General features: G+C 40.4%; 18 protein-coding genes. 12 read left to right on the top strand and 6 right to left on the bottom strand.

Translation table 11 applies throughout. From position 1 onward, the window contains the following. The first annotated feature begins 4 nt into the window (after positions 1-4). The 6 genes from BVH04_RS10240 to BVH04_RS10265 all read left to right on the top strand — a co-directional run bounded on the left by BVH04_RS10240 (position 5) and on the right by BVH04_RS10265 (position 5,710). Positions 5-769, top strand: coding sequence for an SDR family NAD(P)-dependent oxidoreductase (locus BVH04_RS10240; RefSeq protein WP_086541377.1), 765 nt, complete (start codon positions 5-7; stop codon positions 767-769). 89 nt (positions 770-858) lie between these two features. Continuing rightward, positions 859-1,512, top strand: coding sequence for a M15 family metallopeptidase (locus tag BVH04_RS10245; protein WP_394335228.1), 654 nt, complete (start codon positions 859-861; stop codon positions 1,510-1,512). Between the two features lie 458 nt (positions 1,513-1,970). Next, positions 1,971-2,705 carry a ThuA domain-containing protein gene (locus BVH04_RS10250; RefSeq protein WP_086541379.1) on the top strand — a complete coding sequence of 245 codons (735 nt, stop codon included), beginning with the start codon at positions 1,971-1,973 and terminating at the stop codon, positions 2,703-2,705. Between the two features lie 158 nt (positions 2,706-2,863). Beyond that, positions 2,864-3,445 carry a NifU family protein gene (locus BVH04_RS10255; protein WP_086541380.1) on the top strand — a complete coding sequence of 194 codons (582 nt, stop codon included), beginning with the start codon at positions 2,864-2,866 and terminating at the stop codon, positions 3,443-3,445. A 12-nt stretch (positions 3,446-3,457) separates the two neighbouring features. After that, entirely contained in the window at positions 3,458-4,531 is a 1,074-nt protein-coding gene (locus tag BVH04_RS10260) for a DUF3810 domain-containing protein (RefSeq protein ID WP_086541381.1), read from the top strand. Positions 4,532-4,876: 345 nt separating this feature from the next. Next, positions 4,877-5,710 carry a M23 family metallopeptidase gene (locus BVH04_RS10265; protein ID WP_086541382.1) on the top strand — a complete coding sequence of 278 codons (834 nt, stop codon included), beginning with the start codon at positions 4,877-4,879 and terminating at the stop codon, positions 5,708-5,710. A gap of 9 nt (positions 5,711-5,719) precedes the next feature. Here the strand turns inward: BVH04_RS10265 and BVH04_RS10270 are convergent, their stop codons facing one another. Further along, complete coding sequence (locus tag BVH04_RS10270) at positions 5,720-6,631, bottom strand: DMT family transporter (protein WP_086541383.1); 912 nt, start codon at positions 6,629-6,631, stop codon at positions 5,720-5,722. Positions 6,632-7,218: 587 nt separating this feature from the next. Continuing rightward, positions 7,219-8,208: a tRNA dihydrouridine synthase DusB gene (gene dusB, locus BVH04_RS10275; RefSeq protein WP_086541384.1), complete on the bottom strand. Its 990-nt coding sequence runs from the start codon at positions 8,206-8,208 to the stop codon at positions 7,219-7,221. Between the two features lie 37 nt (positions 8,209-8,245). On the opposite strand from dusB, the gene BVH04_RS10280 reads away from it, so the two are divergent. From BVH04_RS10280 to BVH04_RS10295, 4 genes are all read left to right on the top strand, one after another. Then, positions 8,246-9,196: a CPBP family intramembrane glutamic endopeptidase gene (locus BVH04_RS10280; RefSeq protein ID WP_086541385.1), complete on the top strand. Its 951-nt coding sequence runs from the start codon at positions 8,246-8,248 to the stop codon at positions 9,194-9,196. Further along, entirely contained in the window at positions 9,171-9,377 is a 207-nt protein-coding gene (locus BVH04_RS10285; RefSeq protein WP_086541386.1) for a putative signal transducing protein, read from the top strand. The genes BVH04_RS10280 and BVH04_RS10285 overlap by 26 nt, the downstream gene beginning before the upstream one ends. After that, on the top strand, positions 9,361-10,200 hold the full coding sequence (locus tag BVH04_RS10290) for a phosphatidate cytidylyltransferase (RefSeq protein WP_086541387.1): 840 nt from the start codon (positions 9,361-9,363) through the stop codon (positions 10,198-10,200). Before BVH04_RS10285 ends, BVH04_RS10290 begins: the two co-directional genes overlap by 17 nt. Before the next feature lie 70 nt (positions 10,201-10,270). Next, entirely contained in the window at positions 10,271-11,548 is a 1,278-nt protein-coding gene (locus BVH04_RS10295) for a Glu/Leu/Phe/Val family dehydrogenase (protein WP_086541388.1), read from the top strand. Between the two features lie 113 nt (positions 11,549-11,661). Here BVH04_RS10295 and BVH04_RS10300 read toward each other — a convergent pair whose 3' ends face one another. From BVH04_RS10300 to BVH04_RS10310, 3 genes are all read right to left on the bottom strand, one after another. After that, positions 11,662-11,844: a hypothetical protein gene (locus tag BVH04_RS10300; protein ID WP_086541389.1), complete on the bottom strand. Its 183-nt coding sequence runs from the start codon at positions 11,842-11,844 to the stop codon at positions 11,662-11,664. Positions 11,845-11,913: 69 nt separating this feature from the next. Continuing rightward, entirely contained in the window at positions 11,914-12,300 is a 387-nt protein-coding gene (locus tag BVH04_RS10305; protein WP_086541390.1) for a hypothetical protein, read from the bottom strand. A 49-nt stretch (positions 12,301-12,349) separates the two neighbouring features. After that, complete coding sequence (locus BVH04_RS10310) at positions 12,350-12,589, bottom strand: hypothetical protein (RefSeq protein ID WP_086541391.1); 240 nt, start codon at positions 12,587-12,589, stop codon at positions 12,350-12,352. A gap of 286 nt (positions 12,590-12,875) precedes the next feature. Here BVH04_RS10310 and BVH04_RS10315 point away from each other — a divergent pair, with 286 nt between their 5' ends. Together BVH04_RS10315 and BVH04_RS10320 are read left to right on the top strand one after the other, a co-directional pair. Continuing rightward, positions 12,876-13,538: a phosphatidylserine decarboxylase family protein gene (locus tag BVH04_RS10315; RefSeq protein WP_086541392.1), complete on the top strand. Its 663-nt coding sequence runs from the start codon at positions 12,876-12,878 to the stop codon at positions 13,536-13,538. A 79-nt stretch (positions 13,539-13,617) separates the two neighbouring features. Then, positions 13,618-14,115, top strand: coding sequence for a hypothetical protein (locus tag BVH04_RS10320; RefSeq protein WP_086541393.1), 498 nt, complete (start codon positions 13,618-13,620; stop codon positions 14,113-14,115). A 60-nt stretch (positions 14,116-14,175) separates the two neighbouring features. Here the strand turns inward: BVH04_RS10320 and BVH04_RS10325 are convergent, their stop codons facing one another. Then, positions 14,176-14,649, bottom strand: a complete 474-nt coding sequence (locus BVH04_RS10325) for a Clp protease ClpB (RefSeq protein ID WP_086541394.1) — start codon at positions 14,647-14,649, stop codon at positions 14,176-14,178. Between the last annotated feature and the right edge of the window lie 169 nt (positions 14,650-14,818).

Consider the following 14,818-nt stretch of genomic DNA (forward strand, 5'->3'; position numbering starts at 1 on the left):
CAGCATGAAAAACAAAATTGCCTTAGTCACCGGAGCGACTTCTGGAATCGGCAAAGCTGCTGCTATTACTCTTGCCAAAATAGGCTATGATATCATCGCTACAGGAAGACGTGGAAATCGCCTGGAGGAATTGAAGTATGAATTGCCTGAAGGAATTGATTTTTTGCCTCTGGTATTCGATGTTCGTGATAGAGAGAAGGTATTGGAAATACTGGAAAATCTTCCTGAGAAATGGAAATCCATCGATATTTTAATTAATAACGCCGGAAATGCCCATGGAATTGACCCAGTACAAACTGCAAATTTGGACGATTGGGATGCGATGATGGATATCAATGTGAAAGGACTATTGTATGTGTCTCGAGCAATTATTCCTGGAATGACGGAGCGAAAATCAGGAATGATCATCAACATCGGTTCTATCGCCGGTAAGGAGGTTTATCCAAATGGAAGCGTCTATTGCGGAAGCAAGCATGCTGTAGATGCTATTACCAAAGGCATGAGAATGGACTTGAATCCATTTGGTATTCGTGTAGTCGCGATTCACCCGGGATTGGTAGAGACTGAGTTTTCTTTGGTAAGATTTAAAGGCGATGAAAATCGGGCAGATACTGTCTATCAGGGTTTGGAACCACTGGTAGCTCAGGATATTGCAGATATCGTGGAGTTTGCCGTAACTAGACCTGCGCATGTAACTATCGCAGATGTAGTCGTGCTCCCGACAGCCCAAGCTTCCGCTACGATTGTCAATAGAAATTCGAAATCTTGAAAAGACCAACTCTAATTTTTCTTACACTAGCCATCGCATGCACTTCTCCGAAAAGTGATCAGGAGATTTTCTCTGCACAGCAGCGAAAAGTGCTGGATCCTGTAAAAGATATTGAGTTGGAAGTAGAAATCCCTGAAATAGAGCGAACCCTGATCGATCAGGGATTGGTAGATGTGGAGGAAAAAATCCCAGGGATAAAGGTAGAATTGAAGTATTCTTCTACCGATAATTTCTTCGGGCAGGATGTGTACGGCGATTTGACTAAAGCTTATCTTCAGCCAGAAGTAGCCGAGCGATTGAAAAAGGCCCAGGAAATGCTTCAAAGTGAATATCCAGCTTATACTTTCCTAGTCTATGATGGCGTCCGTCCTTCAAGTGTACAGCAGATACTTTGGGATAATCTGGACAAACCTGATAGCCTGAAGCCACTATATGTAGCTGACCCAAAAAAAGGTAGCTTGCACAACTTCGGAGTTGCTGTGGATTTGACCATATTTGATACGAAAGCTGACTCTACGTTGGATATGGGAACCAGCTATGATTACTTTGGTTACCCTGCTTATCCCGACCGCGAAAGACAAATGCTCGCAGAAGGGAAACTCACAAGTGCTCAAATTACTAATCGGGATATCCTAAGGAAAGTAATGACAGCGAATGGCTTTTCAGGGATCGGTTCGGAATGGTGGCATTTCAATGCTTTTTCAAGAAAAGAAGCAGGGGAGAAGTTTAAAATTATCAAGTGAAATTAGGCTGGAAGACGGAAGACGGATGACCGATGACCGAAGTCTCCAAAACTTAAGTGTTAGCCCATTTGACCTAGGTTTTATATTAATAAAAATTAAATAGATTTAATCTGTATGTACGCTTTTCTGCCAGTAAGCGAATTCTCTTTGGTCAACGGGTAGGAAGACCGATGACCGAAGACCGAAGTAAACCACAATTCAATGTGTCTTTGTACCTTCGATTCTATAAATTTTCTACTGGCAAGATTCCGTATAATCACAATATTTGGTTAACATAAAGTATATCCTCTATATCTCCAGTAAAGAAATGAAAGCTTTATAGAATTCTATGTACTCTAGCATTTAGGCAGCTCCGGGCATCCGTCATCTGTCATCGGTCTGGAAATAAATAAGGTATTTCCTTTCACAGGGAATATTCATAATTAACAAATACATCAACTCAAAACAATTCAAACCCTATGACCTTTAAACGAACTCTTCTCACTCTCTCGCTGATTTTCAGCATTGCACTGGTAGCACCAGCGCAGCAATTCAAAGCATTGGTTTTTAGCAAAACTGCCGGCTTTCGTCATCAATCCATTTCTGATGCAGTAGTTGCATTGAAGAAAATGGGTAAAACTCATGTTTTCAGTGTGTATACGACTGAAGATGCCGGAGAATTCACAGACGAAAAACTAGCCAAATACGACGTGGTGATTTTGACTACTACGACTGGTACTATTTTCAATGCTGAGCAGAAAGCTGCTTTTCAGCGATTTGTTCAAAGTGGAAAAGGTGTAGTAGGAATCCACTCTGCTACCGATACCGAATACGAATGGCCTTGGTATAATAAGATGATCGGTGCATACTTTCTTTCTCACCCAGCTCAGCAAACGCTAAGACTTGATGTAGTAGATCAAACGCATCCATCTACTTGGCATTTACCGAAAAATTGGTTATGGACTGATGAGCTATATGAGTTCAGAGAAATTAATCCTGATATCAAAGTCTTGATCAAAGCAGATGAGAGTACTTACAAAGTTTCCAAAGGAAACGGTGATAATCACCCGATGGCTTGGTATCATGAATTTGATGGCGGAAGAGTGTTTTATACCGCACTGGGTCACGTGGAATCGGCTTGGGAAGATGCAGACTTTTTGAAACATCTTTATGGCGGAATCTGGTACGCTGCTTCTGGAGAGCCATACAAATAGTTTGACGGGCCTGCCCGGCGACTGATAGGTTTGACATACTTTTTTACCTTCGAAGGCCAGTGATTGAGCGAAGGCCACACTAAGTAAATTAAGTAAAAACCGATTTGCTGGAACTTAATGCCAGCAAATCGGTTCTCTAAACAAAAACCAAGATTACCATGCTACAAGCACAAGCAAGACCGGTGCACCTCTACATGGAGGCTAATCCAAATCCTAATTCCCTGAAATTTGTTGCCAATTTTATGTTGGTGGATGAGGGAGTAAGTTTTGATTTTCCAGATGCAGAAGCTGCCAAAATCAGCCCATTAGCTCAGGAACTATTCAACTTTGCGGCAGTGGAGCGTGTATTTATCGCATCTAATTTTGTGACTGTCACCAAATCTGAGTCTGTAGAATGGGCAGAAATTCAAGGTATCGTCAGAGATCATATCAAGCAGTATTTGGAAGCAGGCAAAGCGCCAGTTCCAGTAGCTTTTGAGAAGGATCCGCTTTTTGATGAGAATGATTCTGAAGTGGTGAAAAAGATCAAAGGAATACTTGATGAGTATATTCGCCCTGCTGTAGAGCAAGATGGAGGAGCGATTGTATTCCATTCATTCAATGAGGGTGTGGTGAAAGTACAGTTGCAAGGCTCTTGCTCGGGCTGTCCTTCGAGCACAGTTACGCTGAAAGCGGGTATTCAGAATCTCCTTACCAGAATGCTTCCTGAAGTGAAGGAAGTGGTAGCAGAGGGAGTTTAAGCCGGTTTTTTTATGGGTAAAAGAGATTGGTCCTGGGCGATTCTTGGAGTTATTGCTTTGGGAATACGATATCTGGCGGCTCAAAACCCTGAAGCGACAGACGATATTTATTCTAGAATTTTCTTTCCGGGAATCCGGAACGTAATAGACATGACGCTGGGAAGATTGCCCTTTCCCAGCGTTTATTTATTTATCGTGTCGGTGATGCTGATATTTGGCGTTTATCTTTTCAGGTTTCGCAAAAGAGTCGGTTGGAAAAACAAGATTCTTTATTCCTTTAGAGCACTGGCAAATGGACTTGGTGCATTGATTTTCTTTTTCTTTTTCCTCTGGGGATTCAATTATCAACGAACTCCAATAGTGCAGCAATTGGGACTAAGCCCACGTGCTATGAATTTGGAAGAGTTGAAAAGTGAAGTGCTGATCACACAGCGATTAGCGCAGCAATACAGAAATTCCATTACACGGGATACAGCCTCCATAGAAGAGATTTTGCCTTATCCTGAATTGGAAAAGCTTGTGCGATTTAATATTGCTGATAATCTCGATATGTTGGGGCTGAACTTCACAGGAAGACCACGAACCAAACTCTTTCCTCCCCCAGGATTTATGCGGAAGATGGGCATACTTGGCATATATTTTCCTTTTACCGGCGAGAGCTACATCGATCCTACTTTGCATGCACTTGAGAAGCCTTTTACGGTAGCTCATGAGATGGCGCACAGTTATGGAGTGACGGACGAAGGTGAAGCAAACTTTATAGCCTGGGTGATCTGTACCAATAGCGATGATCCGCTTTTGCGCTATTCAGGGCAGTTGAGGCTGCTAACATACCAGATTCGTGACTTTTACAAAATGGCACCGGAAGACTACAAAGTATGGGTAAAGACTTTGGATAGGGGAGTGCGGAATGATCTCATTTCCCTGCAGAAAGCAAGTGACGAGATCAAAGCCTATTCGGTGGAATTGAGCAGGAAGACAAATGATGTATTCTTGAAAACCCAAGGAGTCAAAGCTGGAATCAATAGCTACCAGCAACTTCCTAAGCTGGCATTTGCCTGGAGAGAGCGAATGAAGGGAGAATAGGTATTTACTTTACTAGTTGATATATATTCCCGCTATATGTCAGTATCAAAGAAAAGCTAAAATAGATTCATCACAAGCTAGCGCTTGGGCCATTTCTGTTTTCTTACAACCAAATCACACCAGATTGCTACTGTGAGGCTCAAGCAAAATCATAACATCTAATATCTTTTTCATTTTTAGTTTGAGGTAATGTTGCGAAATCACTAGTTTAGAATTTAATTTTCCTAATTCTGAAAGCACTTGATTAGTTGCGACTCTACTTTTACTCCAAAATATTTTATGCGTTCATCTTTACTTATTATCTGTTTGTTCTTTCTCAGTCATATTTGCAATGCTCAAATAACTATGGAAACAATGAATGGCGAGGAAGGAAGTATGGAGTTGTTTGCCACAAATACCTCAAAGGTCCCTTATACTGTATTAATTGATTATGCTGAGCGTGCCAATTTGAATTCATCAGGAAGTTCAGGGTTAGTGGTTGTTCGCCCTGGCAGATCAATAGTGGCTACTTTGAAGAGAATCTCCGAAAGTCAAACTACTAGCTTGAGGTATTCCTATTCTTTCCTAAAAGGAGATTATTTCGCTAAATCTAAAAATGAGCCTGTGTATTTGATTCCTCTGCCAGAAGGGACTATTGCAACAGCAATCCGTATGACTCATATCGAAAACCGTCTCCAGCCAAAGGAGGAGAACACTGATTATGTAGGAGTTTCATTTAGATTTGGTTTGCCTACTGAGATTGTGGCACCTCGCAAAGGGGTGGTCACAGAAATTAGTATGGATAAATACTCTGAGAAAGATAACTTGGATTTTGACAGGGGAGAAAACTACATTGAGCTTTTCCATGACGATGGATCGCTGACCAAGATTATGGTCTTGAAACCTGGAAGTGAAAAAGTGAAACTAGGTCAGCTAGTTTTTCCCGGTGAGGTGATTGCAGAGTCAGCAGGTGAGGATTATAATTCTGGTTTTCATGTGAGATTAGCCAATTTGAAACCTGTGAAAGATGGTGCTTCAACACTCAAGTATGAAATGACGCCGATGAAGTTTATCTCCAAAGAAGGTGTGTCAGAAATAGCCGAAAAGCAAGATCTGGAGGTGATATATCCTCAGGAAGTGGTCACAGCGGAAATGAGTAAAAAGGAGAAAAAAACGTATGAGGGGGAAAACAAAGATTGATTTATTTCTTCAGGCTCTATTTATTCTCTTTCTATTCCCAACCCAAACTCCAATGATCACTGCTACGATTCCTATGTAGTGACCCGCAAGCAAAACTTCACCATCCAACACACCCCAAAATATGGCGACAATCGGAATGATGTAAGTCACAGAAGCAGCAAAGACAGGTGTGGCTGTTTTTACCATCACATTGAAAATAATCAACGCGATGGCTGTGCCCATCACTCCCAGTAATGTGACATATCCCAAAGCTGGTAATGCACCTTCCACATTGACTACTTTATAAGAGAATTTCGTACCGGCCATCAAGAGTACAAGTGCCATAGGTAATACCATCAACAATGAAATGGCTGTAATTTCAATAGGGTTGAGCTTCTGAAAGCGGTATTTGATGATGTTCAGATTGAATCCGTAGCAAACGCAAGCCAAAAGAACATAGAATGCATGTGAGTTGATATCCGCAAAAGCTCCGAATCCAGAACCTTCTTTTACAGTAACCAGAATGAAAACGCCGATAAATGCGATGGCTAAGCCTACGCCATTTCTTCGGGTGATTGTGGAATTGAAAAATGAGGCACCGATTACAACAACGGCCAGTGGTGTTAGTGCATTCAAAACACCAGTTAAGGAGCTACTGAGCTGTGTTTGAGCTTTCGCAAAAAGGAATGCAGGGATAAAACTGCCGACCAAGCCCACGATGATCAGGTTTTTGATTTGAGTTTTATCGAGATTTTTGATCCTGGGAATAGATAGAGGTAAGAGGAAGGTCGCAGCTGCCACAATTCTGTAAGCTCCCACTTCACCTGCTGAGAATACTTCCAGACCACGCTTAATCAGGATAAATGAGCTGCCCCAAATCAGAGACAAAAGAATGAGTAAACCCCAGTTTTTGAGGTTGCTGTCTTGGGTGAGAGTGGACATCGGTTAAGGCAGAGAATTGTCTGCGATGCAAAGAAAACAAAACCAAAGAAAAGTTTGAGAAAAAATTATATGACTGTATGCAATGTTGCACGTATGGTCTTGGAACCAATGGTAGAGGTTCAATTTCGGCCAATCCCCCTCCCGATTAGGGGGCTAGAGGCTTTTTTCATGTGAAAACCGTACTTTAATAGGGCACCTGTAAGATCGCGAATACACATAAAAAATTACAGGAGTTGGAATCTTTATCTATACGATATCAGGATCGTGAAGCAAGTTTTCAATTGAAAGGCGTAGTAGCTACCATAGGGTGTAAATTTTACAGAAATATACCTGTAAAGTTTTTATGGTTATGAGCGTGAATTTTGAATTCAAAAGAAGAGTTTAAAGCGGTTGTGTCGAAAAATACTTTCCGGGTTTTTATTGTGTTCTTTCCGATATATTGACTAAATGTATAGAGGCGTTGAAACAATATTTATGTCTGAGCTTTCAGATTTTCAAAATCCAAACCTTCCCAAAGTCCCCAAACTGAAAAGCGGTAAAGCTGAAGCTAACCTTTCAACCTTACCACTTTTTCAAGTTCATTTCTACTAAAAAACGTGATCCGCATAGACATCCGAGACTTGCTCCAAGATCTCATAGACGTGTTCGTAAGTTTCTGCAGTGACCATTTCGGAACGGTACTGCTTGAAATTTGGCATCCCTCGGAAGTAGTTCGTGTAATGTCTTCTCATCTCAAGAATCCCTAGTTTTGGGCCTTTCCACTCAACTGAGAAATCCAAATGCTTTTTTGCGACAGCAATTCTCTCATCGAGTCCCGGAGCAGCAAGCTTTTCTCCAGTGGCTAGGAAATGCTTGATCTCGTTGAATATCCAAGGGTATCCTATCGAAGCACGACCGATCATCATGCCATCCACGTTGTATTTGTTTTTGTATTCCAGCGCCTTCTCTGGTGAATCGATGTCTCCATTTCCAAATACTGGAATATGAAGGCGTGGATTTTCTTTCACTTTATTCAAATAGCTCCAATCAGCTTCACCTTTATACATCTGAGCTCTTGTCCGGGCATGTATACTGATGGCTTGTATTCCTACATCCTGAAGCCGCTCAGCTACCTCAACGATCCGAATGGTGTTATTGTCCCAGCCTAAGCGGGTTTTGACTGTCACGGGGATATTTACGGCTTTGACGATCTCAGCGGTCATGGAGACCATCTTGTCGATGTCCAAAAGAATCCCAGCACCCGCGCCTTTGCACGCCACCTTGTTGACAGGGCAGCCATAATTGATATCCAGAATATCCGGTCTGGCTTCTTCTACGATTGCTGCCGCCTCACGCATGGAGTCGATCTCATTCCCAAATATTTGAATCCCTATAGGTTTCTCATAATCGAAAATATCAAGCTTTGCTATGCTCTTTGCAGCATCACGAATCAACCCTTCTGAGCTGATAAACTCCGTGTACATCAAATCCGCACCATTCTGCTTACAGACTGCTCTGAACGGTGGATCACTCACATCTTCCATCGGTGCAAGCAACAATGGGAAGTCCCCTAACTCCAAGTTTCCTATCTTAACCACTTCTTATTTTAAATTTGCGCGTAAATTTACCTCAATTATGGAGATATACGAAACGGAATCAGAAATTGCCCAGAGAAAGAGTTGGCTTTTGTCCTTGATAGTCATTGTTTTAGTAGGATTGGGAGTTTTGGTTGTGCTTCAAGTGATTGCTTTGGCAGTTGCCCCTTATCTATTTAATATCTCTTTAGAAGAGATTATGGGGCTGATGGCAGGTGATTATTCACCCAATAATGGTCGAATGGTCTTGTATTTTGTGACAGGAGTAGGATCTGGAATTGGCTTTTGGGTTGCTGCCTATGTGATTATGCATTTCATTGATAAAGCTGATCTGCACTGGCAGGTGCAATTTTCAAGGTTTAATGTCATAGGTGCAGGATTGGTCTTGTTAATAGCCTTTGGAGGTATGTTGTTCAATGGGCTGCTGGTTTATTGGAACTCTAAGTTGGTTCTCCCTGAGTTCATGTCAGGAACGGAGTCTTGGATGAAAGATATGGAGGGACAACTAATGGAGCTCACTATTTTCCTTACGGATTTTCAATCCGTCCCCGAACTTTTGATGGGGATTTTGGTGATCGGTGTACTTGCAGGAATAGGTGAGGAAATGTTTTTTAGAGGGTTGATTCAGCCAAAAATGCATTTGTACACTGGAAACGCACATGTCGGAATTTGGTTGACTGCGTTAATCTTTTCAGCAATTCATTTTCAGTTTTATGGTTTCCTTCCTCGGTTATTTTTGGGAGGGATGTTTGGGTACCTTTATTATTATTCAGGAAGCCTCACATACCCTATATTAGCCCATATTGCTAACAATACAATTACGGTACTGATGGTCTATGCATCTAATGAAGGGATGATAGATTTTGATATGGAATCGACTGACACAGTATCTTATCCTGCCGCCATTATAGGTTTATTGGTTCTTTTGGCAGGAATCTTTTACTTTAAGAAAATAAATAAGTCCAATGGAGAACTGGAACAAGGTATTTGAAACCCCAATGCAGGTGAGAGCTGAGATCGTCAAAGGCGTCTTGGAGGAGCATCAAATACAAGCTGTAATATTGAATAAAAAAGAAACAGTGTATCAGATTTTTGGATACTACGAGGTGCATGTGCAGCGAGAAAATATGATTTTGGCGAATAATCTGATCCAGAATGAGATCACGTTTTAGTATCAATAACTACAGTAATCTGGGGCAGAGAGCCATCACCGCATTGTTTGGGGCATTGATTATTGTGGGGGGATGCATTTATTCTGACTATACCTATTTCTTGGTTTTTGCTGGGATTTTGGGCTTTTCCCAAATGGAATTTTATAAGCTCAGCGGTTTGGATGGGATGCTGCCTCTGAGGAGCTTCGGTACCTTTCTAGGTCTGATGATTTTCTGCCTCACTTTTATGGTCGAGAAGGAACATTTGTCTGTGAAATATTTCTATTTCATCTTTCCGATAGTCTCACTTACGTTTTTTATAAAGCTTTATCGCAAAACTGATAAAAAACCTTTTACAGGCGTAGCATATACCTTTCTAGGCCTTTTTTATGTGGCAGTCCCATTTTCATTGCTTAATCTTGCTGTATTTTCAGTAGATGCTACCTATAATTATCAGATTATCATTGGCTGTCTTTTGATTCTCTGGGCTAGTGATACAGGAGCCTATTTTGCGGGAACAAAATTTGGAAAGACTAAGTTATTCGAACGTGTCTCTCCGAAGAAATCCTGGGAAGGCTTTCTGGGAGGGGCATTTTCTGCAATAGGAGTAGCTTTCATATTGACAAGGTACTTTCACGTGATTGATGATTGGAAATGGTTAGTGATAGCAGGTATTATCATTATTGCAGGTACTTATGGGGATTTGATTGAATCGCTTTTCAAGCGTTCTATCGAGATCAAAGACTCTGGCAAAGGACTTCCCGGTCATGGAGGATTCATGGATCGTTTTGACGGATTGTTACTTTCGGCTCCATTTATTACTGCGTTTTTGAAAATCTTCTAATTCTGACCCCGTTACATTGAAAATCTGCTTAATATTGCAGCGCATTTGAATAACTAAATCAAACCCGAATATGGCTTACATTGAACCGGCTCCGATCAAGGATAAAGAGAATCCTTTGGAGTCAATGATGGAAAGATTCAACATTGCTGCTGAAAAGCTAGGCCTCTCAGATGAGGTGTACAATGTTCTGAAAAATCCAGCCAAACAAGTAATCGTATCCCTTCCTATCACCATGGACAATGGAAAAATCCAGGTATTCGAAGGCATCCGAGTAATTCACTCCAATATTCTTGGCCCCGCAAAAGGCGGAATTCGCTTCGCTCCTGATGTACACATCGATGAGGTGCGTGCGCTGGCCGCTTGGATGACTTGGAAATGTGCAGTGGTGGATATTCCTTACGGTGGAGGTAAAGGTGGCGTGAGGTGCAATCCTAGAGAAATGTCTAAGGGAGAAATCGAACGCCTAGTCAGAGCTTATACCATGGCAATGATTGATGTTTTCGGCCCAGATAAAGATATCCCTGCTCCAGACATGGGAACTGGTCCCAGAGAAATGGCCTGGCTAATGGATGAGTATTCCAAAGCTAAAGGAATGACTGTCAGTTCGGTCGTGACAGGCAAACCGCTTGTGCTTGGTGGATCTCTGGGTAGAACGGAAGCAACTGGTCGTGGAGTAATGGTTTCTGCTTTGGCGGCCATGCAAAAACTTAAAATCAACCCTTTCCAAGCTACTTGTGCGGTTCAGGGATTTGGTAATGTAGGTTCTTGGGCAGCTAGACTTCTTGAAGAAAGAGGCTTGAAAATCGTTGCAATCTCCGATCATACAGGAGCTTTTTACAATGAAAAAGGGATCAATGTCGTGGAAGCCATAGAATACCGTGATGCTAACGGTGGCAATCTAGAAGGCTTCAAAGGAGGCGAAAAAATGCTAGTTGCAGGGGATCTTCTGACTTTGGAAGTAGATGTACTAGTGCCTGCCGCTGTGGAAGATGTGATCACTATTCACAATGTGAATGATATCAAAGCTAAGCTGATCGTAGAAGGCGCCAATGGGCCAACTTCGGCTAGAGCGGATGCCATCATCAACGAAAAAGGCATCATGGCTGTGCCGGATATTCTAGCGAATGCCGGAGGTGTAACAGTTTCTTATTTCGAGTGGGTTCAAAATAGATTGGGGTACAAATGGACCGCTGATCGTGTCAATAGACGCTCAGACAGAATCATGAAAGATGCCTTTGATACGGTCTATCAAACTTCACTGAAGTATGAAGTGCCTATGAGAATTGCAGCATATATCGTCGCAATTGATAAAGTTGCGAAGACTTATACATACAGAGGAGGATTCTAAGCCTTTTCTATCGAAAGAATATTTTATCTTTGAGGCGTGGGGGCAATCTCCACGCCTTTTAGTTTTAAAGCTTATGACTTGATAATGGGGTGAAAAAGAAGTTGGAATAAGGATTAGTAAATGAAAATTTTATACAAAAAAAGCAACAAAAACATTAATCCAATAAGTGGTGCAATTCTCTTAGATAATGGTTTATTATCGTCTTTTTCAAATATCTCTCCAACTAATAAAATTAACAATCCTCCTCCTCCAAAAATTGCAGCGATAAAAACAAAGGCTACCAATAATTCACTCATGAATTCTGTAATAAGTTATAAAGATATGACAGTATAGGATTCATATTAAGAATATTGTTAGGCACTAATCTACTTCTTCTTAACTGTTTGGGTTTGAGTCATAATGGCCTTCCTCATTATTTCGGATGTTTCTTGAATATTTTCAACTTCTACCACATAATTTTTTAAATCGAATTTACCTTCATTAACCCTATTGATTGATATTGACTTCCTTTTGAGAGAAGTCTCAATCACAATGAAATAAGGTAAATATTCTATAACAGTTCTTACTTTTTGAATAAGATTGGTAAGGTTGGAAGAACAACGGATATCCTCAATTTCACCATTTGATTTTATAAGTTTTACGGGTAAGTAATCTAACCCAAGATTAATATCGAATTCTCTTATTAAAATACGACCGTTCTTGCCCACGTAATAAGCTAAACTACCCATCTCAATAAAATCAACTTTCTTCATTTTTGCTTAAGTTACTGAAAATTATAAAATTACCTATGGTAATAGATTTCTAGATTTGGGACTTATAATTTTCAGTTAAAAGTATGGTAGGATTTAGACTATCAAACTCAATTTCGTCGAATTCTTTGAAATCTAGAAGGGTAATATGAAGTTCACTTCCAGAATAAGCTTTGAGTTCACTCAACAAGTAATCTTTTGAAATAGAGCTGGACGAGCCTAATCCCGAACTAAAGCTATGAGCTTTAGCTATAGCACTTTTAATATCTATTACTATTTTAGTTTTTAACATAGGTTTTTTTAATTAATAATCAATAATATAAAATCAGAACCACACAACATTATTTTTAGTTCTAGTAATTAAAAAAAATCATCTCACTGCCCCAGTCTTTCTTGCTATTAAATCAAGATACTAAATTCATTCTAGAATACTGTTTTTATGGCCAAACGAAATATTTTTTTCTCATTCTAATTGCCCGTAAATTGCACGTAAATCATTGATGTTGGCAAAATGATTATCCGACCGACTTCAAAAAATGCTTTAAGTAATTGATTTATAAACGAATACGTACTATATTATGACTATACACAGAGAAGGAAGAGTTTTGTTATTTTGGATGTTAATTATCTTAGTTGCCGGTAATTATCTCATCATCTATTTCATGCCAGATGCTAGAGTACTTTCTAATGTTGCTGTTTTAGGGAGTATTGTGCTTTACCTGATTATTCTTCAGTTTTTCAGAAGTCCAATTATCCAATTGCCATCTGACGAAAGTTTGGTGTACGCTCCCGTGGATGGGAAAGTAGTGGTGATCGAAGAGACTTTTGAAGGAGAGTACCTGAAGGAAAATCGTAGACAAATATCGATTTTTATGTCTCCAATCAATGTGCACATTACCAGATCTCCGATCAAAGGCATAGTGGAGTTTTTCCAGTACCATCCAGGCAAATATCTAGTCGCTTGGCATCCCAAGTCAAGTGCTGAGAATGAGCGTACTACGATGGTGTTAAAGCATGAAAATGGAACTAAGCTGTTGGTAAGACAGATAGCAGGAGCTATGGCAAGAAGAATCAAATGGTATGTGAAGCCAGGTTCTGAATTAGTTCAGGGCGGTGAATTCGGTTTTATCAAATTCGGGTCTCGCGCGGATGTGTTTCTTCCGCTAGATGCTGAGATATTAGTTACGTTGGAGGAAAAGACCAAAGGCGGAAGAACACCGATTGCAAGATTAAATAGTTAGAACCTTTTTACTTCTTGATCTGTAGCGTATTGAGTTGTTGTATCGTTCTAGGGATTGTTATCCAAATTTCTTTTTAGCCATGAAATACCTTTCACTATTTTCACTTCTATTGTTATCATGCAGTTTTACTGCCTGTGACGACGATAATGAAGAACTGCCAAACCAGTTAGTAGGTACTTGGGAGAATCGCAGCTTTGTCGATTCTGTGAACTACTGGGTAGTAAATACACTTGAATTCAAAAATGACAGTGTTTATCAATACAGGACAACAGTAAGAGATTCTGAAAATGGGCCGGATTTAGGCTACCGTTTTTTTTATGATGATAATTACGAATGGAATGGGAATACCTTTACATATTCTCCTGATCTAGCCGCCTGGATAGATCATAGAGAGGAAGATTTTTATGTGCCAAAGCAAGAGTTATTGGCTGGAATTATTGATTTCTTCGGAATTCCTACGGCTGCTATTTCTTTTAGGAACAATCGAACTAAGATGATTTATCAAGAGAATTGCCCTAAAGAATTTCTTCCCTGTGATGTTCCTTTTGAGTCTGTAGAGTACATCAGAGTGGATTGAATTAAACATAAATAAAACTGGCTGTATGAAATTCATGTTACAGCCAGTTTTGTTTTTAGTCTATGCTTTGATCACTTTTTTATAGACTACTATTCCAAGTCCTAGAGTAATAAGGAATAAAATCAAGCTAATCCACTCGAAAGTCCGACGCTGGGCAAGTTTTTCTTCTATCTGATTGTCCCGCTCAGCTACTGCTCTTTTTAAAGCTTGGACATCCCTCTCTTGTTTGAAGGCTATGGCCTTATAGTCTTCTCCCGTCTGAGTGGCAGTGGTTGTTTCAATGTCACCGATCATCCGAAGCTCATCCATGATTAGGTTATCCTTTTGGACGATTCTTTCCAGCCATTCATTCGTTTCGATCATGTCCTTTTTGGTGCGGTTGCCGAAGATTCCTGACTTTTTACTTTCAGAATCTTTCCATTGTTGCGTGAGTGCATCGCGATCCTGAACCATTTTTTCCAATTTCGCTTGGCCAGCTTCAGTGAATTGTGGTGTGATTAGATTTAAAAACAGTAGAACTAGTCCGAAGGTCATTTTTTTTGGGTATTTGAATTACTAAACGTTACCATTTCGGGCCGTTCAAGTGTGAGTTTACTTCTTTTATAAAGGAAGGCAAAGATTAGCATCCTTACAAAAAAGATCATTGTTACAGACAGGGATTTCCAGTCAGTCAATTTCTGTGAGTGGCTCTTGGGATTAATAT

The organism is Algoriphagus antarcticus, assembly GCF_002150685.1.
GTDB lineage: Bacteria > Bacteroidota > Bacteroidia > Cytophagales > Cyclobacteriaceae > Algoriphagus > Algoriphagus antarcticus.

Bases quoted from the DNA above. Each gene is read 5' to 3' on its own strand.
- BVH04_RS10240 (WP_086541377.1), top strand. From the start codon at position 5: ATGAAAAACAAAATTGCCTTAGTCACCGGAGCGACTTCTGGAATCGGC.
- BVH04_RS10250 (WP_086541379.1), top strand. From the start codon at position 1,971: ATGACCTTTAAACGAACTCTTCTCACTCTCTCGCTGATTTTCAGCATT.
- BVH04_RS10255 (WP_086541380.1), top strand. From the start codon at position 2,864: ATGCTACAAGCACAAGCAAGACCGGTGCACCTCTACATGGAGGCTAAT.
- BVH04_RS10260 (WP_086541381.1), top strand. From the start codon at position 3,458: ATGGGTAAAAGAGATTGGTCCTGGGCGATTCTTGGAGTTATTGCTTTG.
- BVH04_RS10265 (WP_086541382.1), top strand. From the start codon at position 4,877: ATGGAAACAATGAATGGCGAGGAAGGAAGTATGGAGTTGTTTGCCACA.
- BVH04_RS10270 (WP_086541383.1), bottom strand. From the start codon at position 6,631: ATGTCCACTCTCACCCAAGACAGCAACCTCAAAAACTGGGGTTTACTC.
- BVH04_RS10280 (WP_086541385.1), top strand. From the start codon at position 8,246: ATGGAGATATACGAAACGGAATCAGAAATTGCCCAGAGAAAGAGTTGG.
- BVH04_RS10285 (WP_086541386.1), top strand. From the start codon at position 9,171: ATGGAGAACTGGAACAAGGTATTTGAAACCCCAATGCAGGTGAGAGCT.
- BVH04_RS10290 (WP_086541387.1), top strand. From the start codon at position 9,361: ATGAGATCACGTTTTAGTATCAATAACTACAGTAATCTGGGGCAGAGA.
- BVH04_RS10295 (WP_086541388.1), top strand. From the start codon at position 10,271: ATGGCTTACATTGAACCGGCTCCGATCAAGGATAAAGAGAATCCTTTG.
- BVH04_RS10300 (WP_086541389.1), bottom strand. From the start codon at position 11,844: ATGAGTGAATTATTGGTAGCCTTTGTTTTTATCGCTGCAATTTTTGGA.
- BVH04_RS10305 (WP_086541390.1), bottom strand. From the start codon at position 12,300: ATGAAGAAAGTTGATTTTATTGAGATGGGTAGTTTAGCTTATTACGTG.
- BVH04_RS10310 (WP_086541391.1), bottom strand. From the start codon at position 12,589: ATGTTAAAAACTAAAATAGTAATAGATATTAAAAGTGCTATAGCTAAA.
- BVH04_RS10315 (WP_086541392.1), top strand. From the start codon at position 12,876: ATGACTATACACAGAGAAGGAAGAGTTTTGTTATTTTGGATGTTAATT.
- BVH04_RS10320 (WP_086541393.1), top strand. From the start codon at position 13,618: ATGAAATACCTTTCACTATTTTCACTTCTATTGTTATCATGCAGTTTT.
- BVH04_RS10325 (WP_086541394.1), bottom strand. From the start codon at position 14,649: ATGACCTTCGGACTAGTTCTACTGTTTTTAAATCTAATCACACCACAA.